Source organism: Pseudomonas sp. D8002, from assembly GCF_013385695.1.
GTDB lineage: Bacteria > Pseudomonadota > Gammaproteobacteria > Pseudomonadales > Pseudomonadaceae > Aquipseudomonas.
In genome coordinates this window covers 282,589-298,054 of record NZ_JACAPM010000004.1, presented here as the reverse complement: position 1 = coordinate 298,054, position 15,466 = coordinate 282,589, and the positions used below count along the sequence as shown (strand labels likewise).

General features: G+C 62.6%; 15 protein-coding genes. 10 read left to right on the top strand and 5 right to left on the bottom strand.

Annotated features, from left to right (window positions below; genetic code table 11):
• Window positions 1-57 precede the first annotated feature (57 nt).
• Genes cobJ through cobG form a run of 4 tightly spaced genes read right to left on the bottom strand, consistent with a single transcriptional unit; the run spans window position 58 to window position 4,349 of the window.
• Window positions 58-1,698 (bottom strand): precorrin-3B C(17)-methyltransferase, encoded by a 1,641-nt coding sequence (gene cobJ, locus HX807_RS02630; RefSeq protein WP_177049159.1) that lies wholly within the window; start codon window positions 1,696-1,698, stop codon window positions 58-60.
• A complete protein-coding gene (locus tag HX807_RS02625; protein ID WP_003217336.1) occupies window positions 1,698-2,429 on the bottom strand; it encodes a precorrin-2 C(20)-methyltransferase in 732 nt (243 codons plus the stop codon). The genes cobJ and HX807_RS02625 overlap by 1 nt, the downstream gene beginning before the upstream one ends.
• Entirely contained in the window at window positions 2,429-3,055 is a 627-nt protein-coding gene (locus tag HX807_RS02620) for a precorrin-8X methylmutase (protein WP_003217338.1), read from the bottom strand. Before HX807_RS02620 ends, HX807_RS02625 begins: the two co-directional genes overlap by 1 nt.
• A complete protein-coding gene (cobG, locus tag HX807_RS02615; RefSeq protein ID WP_371316443.1) occupies window positions 3,048-4,349 on the bottom strand; it encodes a precorrin-3B synthase in 1,302 nt (433 codons plus the stop codon). Before cobG ends, HX807_RS02620 begins: the two co-directional genes overlap by 8 nt.
• Window positions 4,350-4,444: 95 nt before the next feature.
• Here cobG and cbiE point away from each other — a divergent pair, with 95 nt between their 5' ends.
• From cbiE to HX807_RS02595, 4 genes are all read left to right on the top strand, one after another.
• Window positions 4,445-5,650, top strand: coding sequence for a precorrin-6y C5,15-methyltransferase (decarboxylating) subunit CbiE (gene cbiE / locus HX807_RS02610; protein ID WP_177049156.1), 1,206 nt, complete (start codon window positions 4,445-4,447; stop codon window positions 5,648-5,650).
• Window positions 5,647-6,372, top strand: coding sequence for a cobalt-precorrin-6A reductase (locus tag HX807_RS02605; RefSeq protein WP_008439030.1), 726 nt, complete (start codon window positions 5,647-5,649; stop codon window positions 6,370-6,372). The genes cbiE and HX807_RS02605 overlap by 4 nt, the downstream gene beginning before the upstream one ends.
• Window positions 6,373-6,497: 125 nt before the next feature.
• The gene (locus HX807_RS02600; protein ID WP_003217345.1) at window positions 6,498-6,776 is read left to right on the top strand and encodes a hypothetical protein; all 279 of its coding nucleotides are present in this window, start codon (window positions 6,498-6,500) and stop codon (window positions 6,774-6,776) included.
• The gene (locus HX807_RS02595) at window positions 6,773-7,261 is read left to right on the top strand and encodes a PIN domain-containing protein (RefSeq protein WP_177049154.1); all 489 of its coding nucleotides are present in this window, start codon (window positions 6,773-6,775) and stop codon (window positions 7,259-7,261) included. Before HX807_RS02600 ends, HX807_RS02595 begins: the two co-directional genes overlap by 4 nt.
• A gap of 58 nt (window positions 7,262-7,319) precedes the next feature.
• Here HX807_RS02595 and HX807_RS02590 read toward each other — a convergent pair whose 3' ends face one another.
• Complete coding sequence (locus HX807_RS02590; protein ID WP_003217349.1) at window positions 7,320-7,559, bottom strand: DUF6124 family protein; 240 nt, start codon at window positions 7,557-7,559, stop codon at window positions 7,320-7,322.
• A 600-nt stretch (window positions 7,560-8,159) separates the two neighbouring features.
• Between HX807_RS02590 and HX807_RS02585 the strand changes: the two genes are divergently transcribed.
• The 6 genes from HX807_RS02585 (at window position 8,160) to HX807_RS02560 (ending at window position 15,443) form a co-directional block, all read left to right on the top strand.
• Window positions 8,160-8,555, top strand: coding sequence for a DUF2946 domain-containing protein (locus tag HX807_RS02585; RefSeq protein WP_008439034.1), 396 nt, complete (start codon window positions 8,160-8,162; stop codon window positions 8,553-8,555).
• A 46-nt stretch (window positions 8,556-8,601) separates the two neighbouring features.
• The gene (locus tag HX807_RS02580) at window positions 8,602-9,084 is read left to right on the top strand and encodes a copper chaperone PCu(A)C (protein ID WP_102606170.1); all 483 of its coding nucleotides are present in this window, start codon (window positions 8,602-8,604) and stop codon (window positions 9,082-9,084) included.
• A gap of 64 nt (window positions 9,085-9,148) precedes the next feature.
• Window positions 9,149-9,520 (top strand): DUF2946 domain-containing protein, encoded by a 372-nt coding sequence (locus HX807_RS02575; RefSeq protein ID WP_102607479.1) that lies wholly within the window; start codon window positions 9,149-9,151, stop codon window positions 9,518-9,520.
• Window positions 9,521-9,613: 93 nt separating this feature from the next.
• Complete coding sequence (locus HX807_RS02570) at window positions 9,614-11,686, top strand: TonB-dependent copper receptor (RefSeq protein ID WP_102605730.1); 2,073 nt, start codon at window positions 9,614-9,616, stop codon at window positions 11,684-11,686.
• A 116-nt stretch (window positions 11,687-11,802) separates the two neighbouring features.
• Entirely contained in the window at window positions 11,803-13,185 is a 1,383-nt protein-coding gene (locus tag HX807_RS02565; RefSeq protein ID WP_177049152.1) for a PepSY domain-containing protein, read from the top strand.
• Between the two features lie 152 nt (window positions 13,186-13,337).
• On the top strand, window positions 13,338-15,443 hold the full coding sequence (locus HX807_RS02560; RefSeq protein ID WP_177049150.1) for a TonB-dependent siderophore receptor: 2,106 nt from the start codon (window positions 13,338-13,340) through the stop codon (window positions 15,441-15,443).
• The last annotated feature ends 23 nt before the right edge of the window (window positions 15,444-15,466 follow it).

Here is a 15,466-nt window from a genome sequence, read left to right as displayed (position 1 = left end):
TTCCGGCATCAATGACTGACGTTTCAAGGCGGCCCCATGGCGGGGCCGCCGTTGTTTTCAGGAGGCGGGTTTCTCGCCGTACCAACGTGGCGTGTAGACCCACTCGCCACCACCTGCCCGCGCAAAGACGCAGGTGGTGGACGAACCGATCAGCACCATGGTGCGCATGTCCACCTGCTCCGGCGTCAGTTGCCCCAGGGTGGTGACTCGCAGGGTCTGGCCCGGGCGACCGATGTCACGGCCCAATACCACCGGTGTTTCAGGCGTGCGGTGCTGCGCGACGATTTCCAGGGCGCGTCCCAACTGCCAGGGCCGCGCACGGGAGATCGGGTTATAGAACGCCAGCGCCAGGTCGGCCTGGGACGCCAGGTCCAGGCGCTTCTCGATGATCGACCAGGGTTTGAGGTTGTCCGACAGTGACATCACACAGAAGTCATGCCCCAGCGGTGCACCTGCCTGGGCCGCCGTGGCGAGGGATGCCGACACGCCCGGCAAAATCTCCAGGTCGACCTGATGCCAGGCCGGGTCGCCGGACTCGTGCAAGGCTTCGATCACCGCGGCGGCCATGGCGAATACACCCGGGTCCCCCGAGGAAACCACCACCACCGAACGCCCCTGCGCCGCCAGCTCAAAGGCATGACGCGCGCGCTGCATCTCTTCGCGATTGTCGGTGCAATGCTGGATCTGGTCCGCGCGGAACGGCCCGGCCATGCGCACATAGGTTTCGTAACCCAGCACGTCGGTGCAGCGGGCCAGCTCGGCTTTTACTGCCGGTACCATCAGTTCGGCAGCGCCGGGGCCCAAACCGATCACCGCGAGGCGGCCACGGGGACGACCGATCAGGGACAGGTCCAGAGGGGCCTCGGCCACCGTGATCGCGATGTCCGCCTGAGGCGCCAGATCGGCGAAGCGCAATGGCACGCCCAGCTCCAACGCCGCTTCGTGCAATGACGAATCGGCCATCTCCGTTTCAGCCGCCAGCAAGCAAGCCAGGGACTGCACGGCGAGCCCGGCATCCTGCAACGCCGCACGAATTCGCCCGGCCAGTTGCGGCCCCGGCTGGCAGGTAACCAGCACCGTCTTCGGATAAATCAGCAACTCATTGGCCGCAGGTGTGCGCTCGGCACTGCCGACGTGAATCGCCAGGCGTGCCTGTTGATCCTGGGGCAAGTTGGCCTGATCCAGCCACGGCGCCGCGCCTTCAATGCGTACTGATTCGCCAGCCAGCAAGTCCGAGACAAAGCGTTTGCCCAGCTCCAGATCCCCCAGCTGATAACCATGGGGCGGGTTAAGCAGGCAGGTACCAAAACGCAGCTCGCCACTGGTGGTGATCGCGGCGGCAACGTCCAGGGCAGCGGCGATTTCCCGCGCCATCACGTTCACGCCACCCAGGCCACCGAGCAGCGGCACTACCGCGCTGCCGTCTTCGGCGACGGCCAGCACAGCAGGCTCGACGCCCTTCTCCAGCAACAGCGGCGCCAGGGTGCGGATCACAATCCCGGCGGCGCACAGGGCGATGATCGGCGTGCCCTGTTGATACAACTGGCGCACGCTGGCGCCGAATTCGTTATAGGCCTGATCTGCGCCCTCGACCCGCCCGGCCAGGCCGTGAATCAGTGCGTCGGGATACACCTGCTGGATAGCGCGGGCCGTGGCGAGGCTGCCCTGCCCCAGGATGACAATCGCGGGAGCCGTCATCAGCCTTGCCACCTTTCACCAGGAACGATGATCAACGAGAAATACGGCGAGGACGTCGGATCGACCTGATCCAGAGCGACGATTTTCTGATTGGCCATGGTCGCGCGCTCGACGTACAACGCCCGGCTCGCCAATCCCAATTCTTCCAGTACCTGACGCACCTTGGTGAAGTTGCGCCCCAGCTTCATGATCACCGCCGCGTCGGCATCCGCCAGGCGACGCTTGAGTTCGTCATGGGGCAGCACGCCGGAAAGCACCGACAGGCTCTGGTTGCGATACACCAACGGTGCGCCCAGTACAGAGGCGCCACCGAGCATCGAGCACACACCCGGGATCACCTGGGCTTCGTAGCGCTCGGCCAGGCGGTCGTGCAAATACATGTAGGAGCCGTAGAAGAACGGGTCGCCTTCACAGATCACCGCCACATCGCGCCCCGCGTCCAGATGTGCCGCAACGTCGACACTGGCGGTGTCATAGAAATCGCTGATCACTTGCTCGTAGGACAGCGGCGCCGGCAACACTTCAGTGGTCACCGGGTACACCAGCGGCATCAGGGTTTGCTGGGGCACCAAATGGTCTTCGATGATGCCGAAGGCGTTGCCCTTCTTGCCCTTGGCCACGAAGTACGCCACCACCGGCGATTCGCGCAGCAGGCGCAGGGCTTTGAGGGTAATCAGTTCCGGATCGCCGGGGCCTACGCCCAGGCCAATCAAACGTCCGCGTGCCGGCATTATTCGACCTCCGTGGCCAAGGCGTTGACCGCGGCGGCGGCCATCGCACTGCCGCCGAGGCGGCCCTGCATGATCACAAACGGTACGCCGCGGCTGTCTGCCGCCAGCATCGCCTTGGATTCGGCGGCGCCGACAAAACCCACCGGGAACCCGAGGATCAGTGCAGGTTTTGGCGCGCCGGCGTCGAGCATTTCCAGCAGGTAAAACAGAGCTGTCGGCGCATTGCCGATCACCACCACACTGCCTTCCAGGTGCGGGCGCCACAGCTCCAGGGCGGCGGCGGAACGGGTGTTGCCCAGCTCACGGGCCAACTCCGGCACGCTGTCGTCGCGCAGGGTGCAGATCACCTGATTGTTGGCCGGCAGGCGCGTACGGGTCACGCCTTCGGAGACCATCCGCGCATCACACAGGATCGGCGCGCCAGCGGCCAGGGCTTCGCGCCCGGCCTTGCCGGCACCTTCGGAAAATTGCAGGCCGTCGATGGCGTCGACCATGCCGCAGGCATGAATCACCCGCACCGCGAGTTTTTCCAGGTCGGCAGGGATGCGATCAAGCCGGGCTTCTGCGCGAATGATCGCGAAGGAGTTGCGATAGATCTCCTGACCGTCGCGGATGTAATCAATCATCGGTGTTGCTCCGTGGGTGAGCGCGCAACAAGGCGCCCGCCGCTTCAATAGAAAGAGTGCGCGCGTGCAGGCGGCCGAAACCGGGCAGGCCTGCGTCGCGAAAATAGAGGTCGTAGTGGCCGGGACTTACCGCCAGCAGGGTGACCGGCGCGGTGTGTGCGGCCGCGCAGGAACGCGGGCAGCCGGACAGGTGCACGCTGTGGCCGGGCGCTAGCGCGGCCAGTTGCACGGCGTCGGCCTTGGTGTCGGACAGGCCTTTGGCGCAACCGCCGGCGCCGGTGCAGGCGATCATCCGTGCGAGGGGTTGGTCCACCGAACACAAAAAGCCAAGCTGTTCGAGGCGTTCGGTGACAGCCGCCGCATCCTGGATATTGGGCAGCAGCAGGCCTTGCCATGGCGTGACACGCAAGGTGGCGTCGCCATGGTCGACGGCCAGTTGCGCAGCGCCCCTGAGCATCGCCGAACCCAGGCGGCCCAAGGGTGCGACGGCGGCGACGTAGACCTGGTTTTTTTGGCGCTGTGGATAACTTCCCAGGTGCAGCGACGCGGAGTTGGAGTGCCTTGAAAAGCCATCAACCGGCTGCAATGGCATATTCAGCTGCCGCAAAAAGTTATCCACAGCGGTTTCAGCCAGCAGATGGCGCATACGGGTCTGATCAGGCCGGGCCAGTTCAAGGAACCGTTCCAGCACCGCCACCACCAGTGCATGCCCTTGCGCCGAAGGTACCGCCGCCAAGGGCGCATCCCGCGCCGGGCAGCCTGCCAGGCCGAATGCCAACAGCGTGTTGCCATTGGCATCGAAGGCTGACAGCCACAGGTCGTGATGATGCTCGAGCATGGCCAGGGCTTCACCGCCGTCCAGTTGCACGGCGAACTTGGCCGACAGCTCATGGAAACGCGGGTGGGTTTCCAGGGTGGTGAGGATCTGGTCGGCCAACGGTCGGGTATCGAACAGCATCTCGCGGTCAATGCCGGCACTGGGGCTCAGCATCAGGTTGCGCACATCATCACCGGCGGCACGCTTGGGGCCCAGGTCGGCGGCCAGCAAGGCGGCGATCAATGCATCCTGTTCGGCGCCGATCCCGCGAATCTGCAGGTTGGCGCGGTTGGTCGCCTCGATCACCCCGCCGGCATGGGCCTGGGCGGCGTCGGCCACGGCAAACGCCTGCTCGGCGCGGATCGAACCGCCCGCCAGTTTGATCCGGCAAATCCCGCCATCCAACGCCTGGACAATACGCAGCAACCCCGGACAGGCCGAGGGGCGCAAGGTATTGGACGGTGGTATTGGTTTCACGGGGCTACCGGTTCACGGGTAAAGGCGCGGTATTATGCCTGCTTTGTCCGGCGGCATGAAAAGCCTGCCCGTCGGATGTCGTTCAAGGAATTCATATGTCGCCCTGGCTGACGGTAGTAGGCATCGGTGAAGACGGCTTCAAGGGCCTGGGCAGAAACGCCCGGCACGCCCTGTTGCGCGCCTCGCGCATTATTGGCGGGCAACGCCAGCTGGACTTGTTGCCGGTGTGCATCCGTGGCGAACGCCAGGTGTGGCCCAGCCCGTTTTCCCTGGAGCCGGTGCTGGCCAGGCGTGGTGAAGCGGTGTGCGTGCTGGCCAGCGGCGACCCGATGTTCTATGGCGTGGGTGCGAGCCTGGCGCGGCAGGTGCCGGCCGATGAGCTGCTGATTCTGCCGGCGCCCTCTTCCGTGTCCCTGGCGGCGGCGCGTCTGGGCTGGCCGTTGCAAGAGGTAGTGACGCTGTCGGTGGTTGCCCGGCCGATGGCGGCGCTGAATGCGCATCTGGCCAGCGGCGTGCGTTTGCTGGTGCTGAGCAATGACGGCCAGAGCCCGGCGGCGATTGCCACACAATTGGCCGAGCGCGGGTTTGGCGCAAGTCGCCTGAGTGTGTTTGAACACCTCGGCGGGCCGGATGAGCGGCGCATCGACGGCATCGCCCGGGATTGGCCTGGCGAACCGATTGCCGCGTTGAATCTGCTGGCCATCGACTGCGTGGCCGACGCCAACACAGCGCGCCTGTCACGCCTGGCAGGGCTGCCGGACTCGGCCTTCAGGCACGACGGCCAACTGACCAAGCGCGACGTGCGCGCCATGACCCTCGCCCGCCTCGCGCCGATGCCCGGTGAACTGCTGTGGGACGTGGGCGCGGGCAGCGGCTCCATCGGGATCGAATGGATGCGCGCCCACCCCAGTTGCCGCGCCCTGGCCATCGAGGCCGACGAAGGCCGGCAACTGTTGATCGAACATAACCGTGATGCACTCGGCGCCCCAGGCCTGCAGTTGATTCGCGGCACCGCGCCCCACGCACTCGCTGGCCTGGAAGCGCCCGACGCCATCTTCATCGGCGGCGGCGTCACCCGCGACGGCGTGCTCGACACTTGCTGGCAACACCTGCGCCCGGGCGGCCGGCTGGTGGCCAACGCCGTGACCCTGCAAAGTGAAATGACCCTGATGGCCTGGCGCGAACAACACGGCGGCGAGCTGACCCGCATTCATGTGGCCCAGGCCCAGCCACTGGGGGGCTTTGATACCTGGCGCCAGGCGCTGCCGATCACCCTGCTGGAAGTGATCAAGCCGCTATGAAACGCATCCTGCTGTTGGGCGGCGTGACGGAAGCCCTGGCCATCGCCCGCACACTGGGGCCCGAACATATCTACAGCCTGGCGGGTGTTGGCCGCGTTCCCACCGACCTTACGTGCCAGGTGCGCGTCGGTGGCTATGGCGGCGCGGAAGGTTTGGCGCAGTTCATTCGCGATGAAGGTATCGAGCTGGTGCTGGACGCGACCCATCCGTATGCCGCACAGATCAGCGCCAATGCCGCCCGTGCTGCGGGTGTGTGTGGCATTCCCTGCTGGGCCCTGCGCCGCCCGGCGTGGCAGCCACAGGCGGATGATGACTGGCGCGAAGTCGGTGACTGGGCGGAGTTGATTGAAGCCCTGAAACCCTTCAAGCGACCACTGTTCACGCTGGGCCGTGAACCGTTACAACACCTCGACGAAATCCCCGCCGAGCAGTTCTGGACACTGCGCGCACTGGATGTGTACCCCGGCAATGAACGCTGCGAAGTGATTGGCGCCCGTGGGCCGTTTTTGATCGAGGATGAACGGGCGCTGTTTGAGCGGCGGCAGATTGATGTGCTGATCAGCAAGAACAGCGGCAGCACGGCTACCGAGCCGAAGCTGGAAGTGGCACGGGAGCGGGGGGTGCCGGTGTTGGTGTTGAGGCGGCCGGTGTTGGTGGCGGTGGATCAGGAGCTTTTGTCGCCCGCAGAAACAATCGAGTTATTGGCAGATTTCATTCGATAGATCAGGATCATCGCCCACCTCTATCAACTCTATTTGTGACTAAAGGGACGGCGATGAATCCACAACATGAAGTGCTACACTCCAGAAACAGTTCAAGCCAGACTCAATTCTATTCAGGAGCTGACATGATAGACGTCAAAGAAGCCGTGCAAGTTGCCAAGGCAGCAGCCAATGACTTTCTCGGCCAGGAAACAGTGCTTCAGGACTTGATGCTTGAGGAAGTCGAGTTAAACCCAGGCGACAAAACGTGGGCAATAACACTTGGCTTCAATGTTCCAGCCCCTGATAAATATCAACGATTAGGCGCATCTTTAGCGGGACAAATGTACGCAAGAAAATATAAAACATTCTTCATTGACTCGGAGACTGGCGAGTTCCGCTCCATGAAGATCCGCGAAGTATGATCGAAATATATATCCGGCAATATCGAAGAAAAGGAATCATAGTCGACACCAACCTTCTGCTCTTGGCACTGATCGGAGGCACACCCAGTATTGCAGGCTTCAAAAGAACAAGCGGGTACACCGCCAAAGATTACAAACTTCTGCTTAACGTGATTGATCAATTCGAAAAGCTTATTTCAACTCCTCATATACTTGCGGAAGTCAGCAACCTTACAAACGGGCTTTATGGGAGCAAGCTACACGACTTCTACGCAACATTAAAAAAATCATTATCGACAGTCATTGAGATTCACTGCCCTGCTCTTGATATAAGTTGCGATTATGAGCTGTCGCCCTACGGACTTACCGACGTCGGTATTATCTGTGCAGCCAAAGATAATTATCTAGTTTTGACAGATGACCTAAGAGTCGCTGGATTTGCTCATCAGCACAGCGTAGATGTCGTGAACTTCAATCACATACGGGAAGCAAGCTGGGACGTTTAATGGCGTCTCACGGGATCATTCCCACACATCAGCGCAGGAACGATCGATCATCGAAGTGTTAAATGCGTTTTCCGCCACCTTCGTGCACCCGATCAGCCAGTAACTCCGCCAGCTCGATCAACTGAGCGACGCCCAACAACTCCTCTCGCTTCGATCCTTCCAGGCTAAACGCCAAGTCGCAACTCAGCGCATTGGCCGAGGCGAGTGTTTCAATGAGGTTGACCAACAGGTCTTCGGTGCTGATTCCGTCGGCTACGGTGAACAGCCGAAAGGGGGGATTGGGGGTAGGTTTAATCATTGTGAAGCTCCTAAGGGATGTGGAGCTGCCACTGATCGCCGCGACGCGATGGAAGGTGGCAGCTGTGCGCAGGTTCGCGGACCGGTCCCTAGGCAACCCGGCATACCCGAAGGTATCCCGCGCACAGCCACCATAGCGCCGCACAGTAGACGATAAAAAAGCGTCAACTGAAAGCAGACGATGGCGCTTAGCGCCTATAGGATCCGGGCCGCGACGCCCGACCACTGAGTTTGCAGTGGTGTTCGGAGACTAGAGATTGAGTTTCCCAAGGACAACCGCCAATCACTGTCGGAAATTTCTGTGGAGGGCCTCCACATTCGAATCGAACACAATCCAAACTGTGGGAGCTGGCTTGCCTGCGATAGCATCACCTCGTTCCAGCAGGAAGACCGAGTCGCCTGTATCGCAGGCAAGCCAGCTCCCACAGCATTCAGCTGTCGCACTAAACATCGCGGCCCATTTGAAAAAAATGGAAATCCTTGATTCCCGTCTATCCTCAAACCCAGCACTGCGACACCAAACCACACCGCCCCTTTTTACTTATCCTCCCCGATCAGGCTAAATACCCACCTGATCGCTTAACCCTACGGATTGTCCGCCATGGCCCGTCAACGCTTTGCAATTGCCTGGATAGCCTGCCTTGCAGTGCTGTTCAATGCGTTTGCCATGCCGCTGGCGGGTGCGATGCAGCAGGCGGATGACCCGGTCAAGCAACTGCTGTGGGGCAGTTTCTGCTCCTCCAATGCCAACAAGCTGACGGCCATTGCCCTGGGCAAGCTGGAGATTCCGGCGCCGCAGCAGGACGATCACTCCACCATGCAGCATTGCTGGTGCTGCTCGGGCTCGGCGCCATTAGTGGCGCTGCCGGGGCATTCACCAACACTGTATTTCGCAAGATTCGACGCGGTGCAAGACCTGCCGCCGCCGTCATTGCAATCCCCCACCCCGCGCCAGCAATGGCCGAGCCTTAACCCCCGCGCCTCTCCAACGGTCTGATTTCTTCGCAAGTGAACTGCGTTTAGAACCGTTCTGGAGAACTGCCATGCTCAAATCTTCCCTGCTTCTGGCTGCGTTGTTGCTGCCGGTGTGTGCTGCTGCCAATGCCGAAGACTTCAAGGTCGGCGAACTGGTGGTCAGCGAACCCTGGTCCCAGGAACTGCCGCCCAATGCGCCGACCGTCGCGGCGTATTTCGTGATTCATAACCAGGGCGAGCATGCGGATCGCTTGCTCAGCGTCGACACGCCCGTGGCCGCCAAGGCCGAACTGCATGAGCATGTGATGCAGGGCGATCTGATGAAGATGCAGCAAGTGACCAGCGTCGCGGTGCCGGCCAAAGGTGACCTGGCGTTCGCGCCCATGGCCTACCACGTGATGCTGCTGGACCTGAAGGACCGCAGCGTTTTGCGCGACGGCCAGCATTTCCCGCTGACCCTGAACTTTGAAAAGGCCGGGCCAGTGAAGGTGGAAGTGTCAGTGCAGAAGCAGCCGCCCATGGCCAGCCACGAACACATGCACGCCCAATAGATAAACCTTGATGGGCGCCCCACGCGCCAGGTTGTCCCCGCACCGCCGTAAGCCTGTAGGCCTTATGCGCGGCAGCTGGATCAGCCTGTTCGCCATGCTGATGATCTTTATCGGTCCGCTGATTTCCCAAGCGATGCCGATGGATCATCACGCCGGCATGTCGATGGAAATGTCCATGGACGCGCCGAGCTGCCATGGCGACGCCAAGCCTGCGACCGATCACCACAAAGCACCCGACGAACACCACGTGCTCTGGGAAAAGTGCGGCTATTGCAGCCTGCTCTTCAGTTGCCCGGCGCTGCCTGGCAGCGTGTCGTTTGTCACCCTCGGCAGCCCGCCGCCCGCCAACGCCCTGACCCCCGCCCCACGCCTGGGCCATGCCCGGCAAACCGTGTTCCCCGGCGCCCGCAGCCGCGCCCCGCCCATCATCGCGTAAGCACCTCACACCGTTACTTCACCCCGGCCGACTTTAGACAGACAGCCGCAGGCTGCTGGCCGTGTTGTTTACGAATGAATGATGGAATTTTTCATGTCCAGGTTTTCTGCTGACACCCGTTTGGGATGTACTCCCGTTTTCGCCGTTCTGTGTGGCGCGCTGCTGGTTCCTCAGGTCCACGCCGACGAGCCTGCCGACCAGAACGAACTGAGCCCGACGGTGATCACCGCCATTGCCCCAAGCTCACCACTGACCGTCGTCACCAACCCGAAAGACCCGCGCCAACCGGTGCCCGCCAGCGATGGCGGCGACTACCTCAAGACCATCCCCGGCTTCGCCCTGGTGCGCAACGGCGGCACCAACGGCGACCCGGTGCTGCGGGGCATGTTCGGCTCACGTCTGAACATCCTCACCAACGGCAGCATGATGCTCGGCGCCTGCCCCGGCCGGATGGATGCGCCCACCTCCTATATCTCACCGGAAACCTACGACAAGCTCACCGTGATCAAAGGCCCGCAAACCGTGCTCTGGGGTCCGGGCGCTTCAGCCGGCACGGTCCTGTTCGAGCGCGAGCCTGAGCAATTCGGCGAGCTGGGCACGCGGGTCAACGCCAGCATCCTGGCGGGCTCCAACGGGCGTTTCGACAAAGTCGTCGACGCAGCAGCCGGCGGGCCGCTGGGTTATGTGCGGGTGATCGGCAACCAGGCCCACGCCGATGACTACAAGGACGGCAACAACGACACCGTCGCCTCGCGCTACGACAAGTGGAACGGCGACGTGGCCGTGGGCTGGACCCCGGACGCCGACACCCTGCTGGAACTCACCGCCGGCCGTGGCGATGGCGAAGCCCGCTACGCCGGGCGTGGCATGGACGGTTCGCAGTTTTTGCGCGAGAGCCTCGGATTGCGCTTCGAGAAATCGAACATCGGCGAGGTGCTGGATAAGGTCGAAGCGCAGGTCTACTACAACTACGCCGACCACGTGATGGACAACTACACCCTGCGCGTCCCGTCGGGCACCGGGATGATGGCCGGGCCCATGGCGGCCAACGTCGACCGCCGCACCCTCGGCGCCCGTATCAAGGCCACCTGGCGCTGGGCCGATGTGCAGTTGATCAGCGGCATTGATGCACAAACCAACGAACACCGCGAACGCAGCGCCATGGGCGTCGACACCTACAAGGACCTGCCCCGCAGCAAGGACGCCAACTTCCACAACTACGGGGTGTTCGGCGAACTGACCTGGTACGCCGCCGACCGCGACCGCCTGATCACCGGCGCCCGCGTCGACCGCGCCTCGGCCAAGGATTTCCGGCAAACCATCAGCTCCGGGATGATGAGCAGCCCCAACCCCACCGCCGGTAAAACCCGCGCCGATACGCTGCCGTCGGGCTTTGTGCGCTACGAGCACGATCTGGCGGACAGCCCTGCCACCCTGTACGCAGGACTTGGGCATTCGGAGCGTTTCCCTGATTACTGGGAGCTGTTTTCTCCCGACACCGGGTCGGTCGGTACCGTGAATGCCTTCGACGGTGTGAAGCCTGAAAAAACCACCCAGCTGGATTTTGGCCTGCAATACAAATCCGCCGATCTCGATGCCTGGGCCTCGGGCTACGTCGGCCAGGTGCGTGATTTCATCCTGTTCGACTACCAGCCGGGAATGATGGGCACCACCTCCCAGGCGCGCAATGTGGACGCGCGAATCATGGGCGGTGAATTGGGCGCAGCCTACAAGCTGACCGCCAACTGGAAGGCCGATGCCACCTTCGCCTACGCCTGGGGCAAGAACACCAGCGACGGCAAACCGCTGCCGCAGATCCCGCCGCTGGATGCGCGCTTCGGGCTCACCTACAGCCAGGACGACTGGAGCGCCGGCGCCTTGTGGCGGGTGGTCGCGGCGCAAAACCGCATCGACCAGAACAAGGGCAACGTGGTGGGCAAGGACTTCGACAAAAGCTCGGGGTTTGGCGTGTTCTCGCTGAACGCGGCGTATCGCATCAACAAGAATTTTAAGGTCAGCACCGGCGTCGACAACCTGTTCGGCAAGGCGTACGCCGAGCACTTGAACCTGGCCGGCAACGCCGGGTTCGGCTACCCGGCCAATGACCCGCAAGCCATCAAGGAACCGGGGCGCACGCTCTGGACCAAGGTGGACATGAGCTTCTAAGCGCATCGCAGGCAAGCCCGCTCCCACAGTTGCAATGCATTCCCTTGTGGGAGCGGGCTTGCCCGCGATGGCGTCCTCGATAACACAAAAAATCCAAGCCTTTGCGGAGCACCCTGATGAACCCACCGAAGATTTCCTTCTACAACCTGGCCTGGCGCTGGCATTTCTACGCCGGGCTGTTTGTCGCGCCGTTCATGGTGCTGCTGGCCCTGACCGGCATCATCTACCTGTTCAAACCCCAACTCGACCCGCTGATGTACGGCAACCTGCTGACCGTGCAAAGCGCCGAACACGCGCTGAGTGCCGACGAGCAACTGCAACGTGCCCAGGCTGCCTATCCACAAGGCAAGATCAGCAAGTACCTGCCACCTGCCGACGCCACCAGCAGCGCGCAATTCGTGATGCACAACGACGGGCGCGAAGTGACTGTATTCGTCGACCCGTATCGCGGCACCGTGCTCGGCGAACAGGACGCCAAGTACAACCTGCAAGCCATCGCCCGCGCGCTGCATGGCGAGTTGATGATCGGCACCGTCGGTGATCGCCTGGTGGAACTGGCCGCCGGCTGGGGCGTGATGCTGGTGATTTCGGGCGCGTATCTGTGGTGGCCGCGAGGCAAGTCGGCGGCGGGCATTCTGTGGCCGCGGCTGGGCAGCCGCGGTCGCTTGTTCTGGCGCGATCTGCACGCGGTCGCCGGTTTCTGGGGCGCGGCGTTCCTGCTGGTGATGCTCCTCAGCGGCATGACCTGGACCGGCTTCTGGGGCAAGCAATACGCCGAGCTGTGGAATAAATTCCCGGCGGCCATGTGGAACAACGTGCCGCAGTCCGACCAGCAGGCCCGCAGCCTCAACACCGCGAGCCAACAAACCGTGCCGTGGGCCATGGAAAACACGCCGATGCCGATGTCTGGCGAGCATGCCGAGCACATGAACCACGCCGGCATGAGCCATGGCCCCGCCGCCCCGGTCATCCGCCTGCAACAGGTGGTCGACCTCGCCAACTCACGCAAGGTCGAGCCCGGCTACAGCATCACCTTCCCCACCACTGCCGAAGGCGTGTTCACCCTCGCGGTGTTCGCCAACGACCCGCGCAATGACGCCACCCTGCATGTGGACCAATACTCCGGCAAGGTCCTGGCCGATGTGCGCTGGGAGCACTACAACAGCGTGGCGCGGGTTACCGAATCGGGCGTGATGCTGCACGAAGGCAAGATGTTTGGCGTGGTCAATCAGATCATCGTGCTGCTGATTTGCCTGATGATCCTGCTCAGCGCCGTCAGCGGTGTGGTGATCTGGTGGAAGCGTCGGCCACAGGGCAGCCTGGGGGTTCCACCGTTGCGCCATGACCTGCCGAAATGGAAAACCGCGATGGTGATCATGCTCGGGCTGGCGATTGTCTTTCCGCTGGTGGGCGCCTCGCTGATCGTGGTCTGGGCACTGGATCGCCTGGTGCTTTCACGGTGGTTTGGCCAACGTGAATCTGCCTCAGGTTCAGCGTGAAACAGACGAGATGCCCTACCTAGAGGCGTTATGTAGTCTTACGCGGGCTTTCGCCCACGCCGCACAAAGTGTTATGTTGTAACACTTAATGTGTTCTCCCACTCGCCGCGCCCTGCGGCGAGTACCGTCTCGAAGAAGCGATTTATCGTCCGATGAACAAGTACCTTGCGTCCGGCCTGTGCCTGCTCGCCCTGCAAAACACTGCCCAGGCCCTGACGCTTCCCGCCAGTGCCGTCTCCGCCCCCGCCGTCGACGACGAGCGCGTCGACCTGAACACCCCGACCACGGCAGGTTCACGCCTGAACCTCACGGCCCTGCAAACCCCGGGCAGCGTTGAAAGCCAGACCGGCGAGCAGATTCGCGCACGGGGCGATGCCACGGTGCAGGACGCGATTTCCCGGGCCACCGGCATCAGCCGCACCGGCACGCCGGGCGACGGTGGTACCTCGTTGTCGGCACGCGGGTTCACCGGCCAGAGCTCGGTGCTGCAGTTGTACGACGGCGCGCGCATGTTCGATGGCGCGGGCACTTCCACCTTCCCGGTGGACACCTGGTCCGTTGAGCGGGTGGACGTACTGCGCGGCCCGGCCTCGGTGATGTACGGCCAGGGCGCCACCGGCGCGGTGATCAACACCATCGCGAAGAAACCCTTCGAGGGCGAGATCGAAAACCATATCCGCCTGGGCTACGGTTCTTATGACCGCCAGCAGCAAGCCCTCGACAGCGGCGGCTCGCTGACCGACACCCTGAGCTATCGCCTGAACATCAACCGCCTGCGCAGCAACGGTTTCATCGACCGCGGCGAGTCCGGCAGCGACTTCGTCAGCGGTGCCCTGCGCTGGCAGGCGGCGGACAACCTGAGCTTCACCCTGGCCTCCGACTACGGCGACCAGACCCCGCAAAACGACTACGGCACACCGCTGATCAACGGCCAGTTGCACAAGGGCCTGCGGGACAAGAACTACAACGTCAGCAACGATATCCAGCACTACAACGACCAGTGGACGCGCCTGACCAGCGAGTGGCAGATCAACGACAACGTCACCGCCACCAACGAACTGTCCTACCTGAAAAACCAGCGGCGCTGGCAGAACGCCGAGAGCTACAACTACGTCGACGGCGGCCTGGTGCGCCAGAGCTACCTGGGCATCAAGCACAACCAGGAACAGGTGGGTGACCGCCAGACCTTCACCTTCAAACACACGCTGTTCGGCCTCGACAGCCAGACGGTGACGGGGGTGGAGTACAACCGCATTCGCTTCCGCCTGGCCAGCAACTCGCCGTTCGATGACCTGACGAACGCCGGCCAACCGGTGGACATCAACCACCCGGTACCGCAGCCGTTTGAAAGCGCCAGCCCCTTCATTCCGCAGTCCGTCAGCACCACCAAACAGCTGGCTGCGTTCGCCGAAAACCGCCTGCAACTGACCGATAAACTGTCGCTGATCACCGGCGTGCGCCGCGATTACCTGCACATCGACAGTGACTCCCTGGTGGATGGCAGCGACTCCAACAAAACCTTTACCGGCAACAACTGGAAAGCCGGCCTGGTCTACGCGATCACCCCGGACACCTCGGTCTACGGCCAATACGCCACCAGCACTGACGGCGTTGGCAGCCTGATCACCCTGAGCCCGAGCCAGCAGCAGTTCGGCCTGTCCACCGCCAAGCAAACCGAGATCGGCCTCAAGCAGGCGTTCTGGGATTCCCGTGGTGAATGGACCCTGGCGGCCTACCACATCGTCAAAAAGAAACTGTTGGTGAGCGTTCCAGGCACCACCCTCAAGGAACAAGTCGGCCAGCAATCCTCCAACGGCCTGGAAGCCAGCCTCGACCTGCAACTGCCCAATGCCTGGCAACTGCAAGCCAACGCTGCGATCGTGCGGGCGCAGTACGACGACTTCTCCGAAGTGGTCAACGGCCAGTCCGTGTCCCGCGACGGCAACCGCCCCACCGACGTGCCGCGTCGCACCGCCAACCTGTGGCTGAGCAAGGCCATCACTGACGACGTGCGTGCCGGTGCGGGCGTGCGTTATGTAGACTCGCGTTTCGCCAACACCGCCAACACCAGCGAAGTGCCGAGCTACACCGTGGTCGACGCCAGCGTTTCATGGAAAGCCATGCGCAACACGACATTGGGCCTGCAATTGAATAACCTGTTCGACCGCACTTACGCCGTCAGCCAATACAACGACGGCCAGCAATGGATCCTGGGCGAGCCGCGCTCGTTCTTCGTGACGGCGGACTACACCTTCTAACTGAACGCAACACTGTCCAAATG

Bases quoted from the DNA above. Each gene is read 5' to 3' on its own strand.
- cobJ (WP_177049159.1), bottom strand. From the start codon at position 1,698: ATGACGGCTCCCGCGATTGTCATCCTGGGGCAGGGCAGCCTCGCCACG.
- HX807_RS02625 (WP_003217336.1), bottom strand. From the start codon at position 2,429: ATGCCGGCACGCGGACGTTTGATTGGCCTGGGCGTAGGCCCCGGCGAT.
- HX807_RS02580 (WP_102606170.1), top strand. From the start codon at position 8,602: ATGCTCAAATCTTCCCTGCTTCTGGCTGCGTTGTTGCTGCCGGTGTGT.
- HX807_RS02575 (WP_102607479.1), top strand. From the start codon at position 9,149: ATGCGCGGCAGCTGGATCAGCCTGTTCGCCATGCTGATGATCTTTATC.
- HX807_RS02590 (WP_003217349.1), bottom strand. From the start codon at position 7,559: ATGATTAAACCTACCCCCAATCCCCCCTTTCGGCTGTTCACCGTAGCC.
- HX807_RS02560 (WP_177049150.1), top strand. From the start codon at position 13,338: ATGAACAAGTACCTTGCGTCCGGCCTGTGCCTGCTCGCCCTGCAAAAC.
- HX807_RS02565 (WP_177049152.1), top strand. From the start codon at position 11,803: ATGAACCCACCGAAGATTTCCTTCTACAACCTGGCCTGGCGCTGGCAT.
- HX807_RS02600 (WP_003217345.1), top strand. From the start codon at position 6,498: ATGATAGACGTCAAAGAAGCCGTGCAAGTTGCCAAGGCAGCAGCCAAT.
- HX807_RS02595 (WP_177049154.1), top strand. From the start codon at position 6,773: ATGATCGAAATATATATCCGGCAATATCGAAGAAAAGGAATCATAGTC.
- HX807_RS02620 (WP_003217338.1), bottom strand. From the start codon at position 3,055: ATGATTGATTACATCCGCGACGGTCAGGAGATCTATCGCAACTCCTTC.
- HX807_RS02585 (WP_008439034.1), top strand. From the start codon at position 8,160: ATGGCCCGTCAACGCTTTGCAATTGCCTGGATAGCCTGCCTTGCAGTG.
- HX807_RS02605 (WP_008439030.1), top strand. From the start codon at position 5,647: ATGAAACGCATCCTGCTGTTGGGCGGCGTGACGGAAGCCCTGGCCATC.
- cbiE (WP_177049156.1), top strand. From the start codon at position 4,445: ATGTCGCCCTGGCTGACGGTAGTAGGCATCGGTGAAGACGGCTTCAAG.
- HX807_RS02570 (WP_102605730.1), top strand. From the start codon at position 9,614: ATGTCCAGGTTTTCTGCTGACACCCGTTTGGGATGTACTCCCGTTTTC.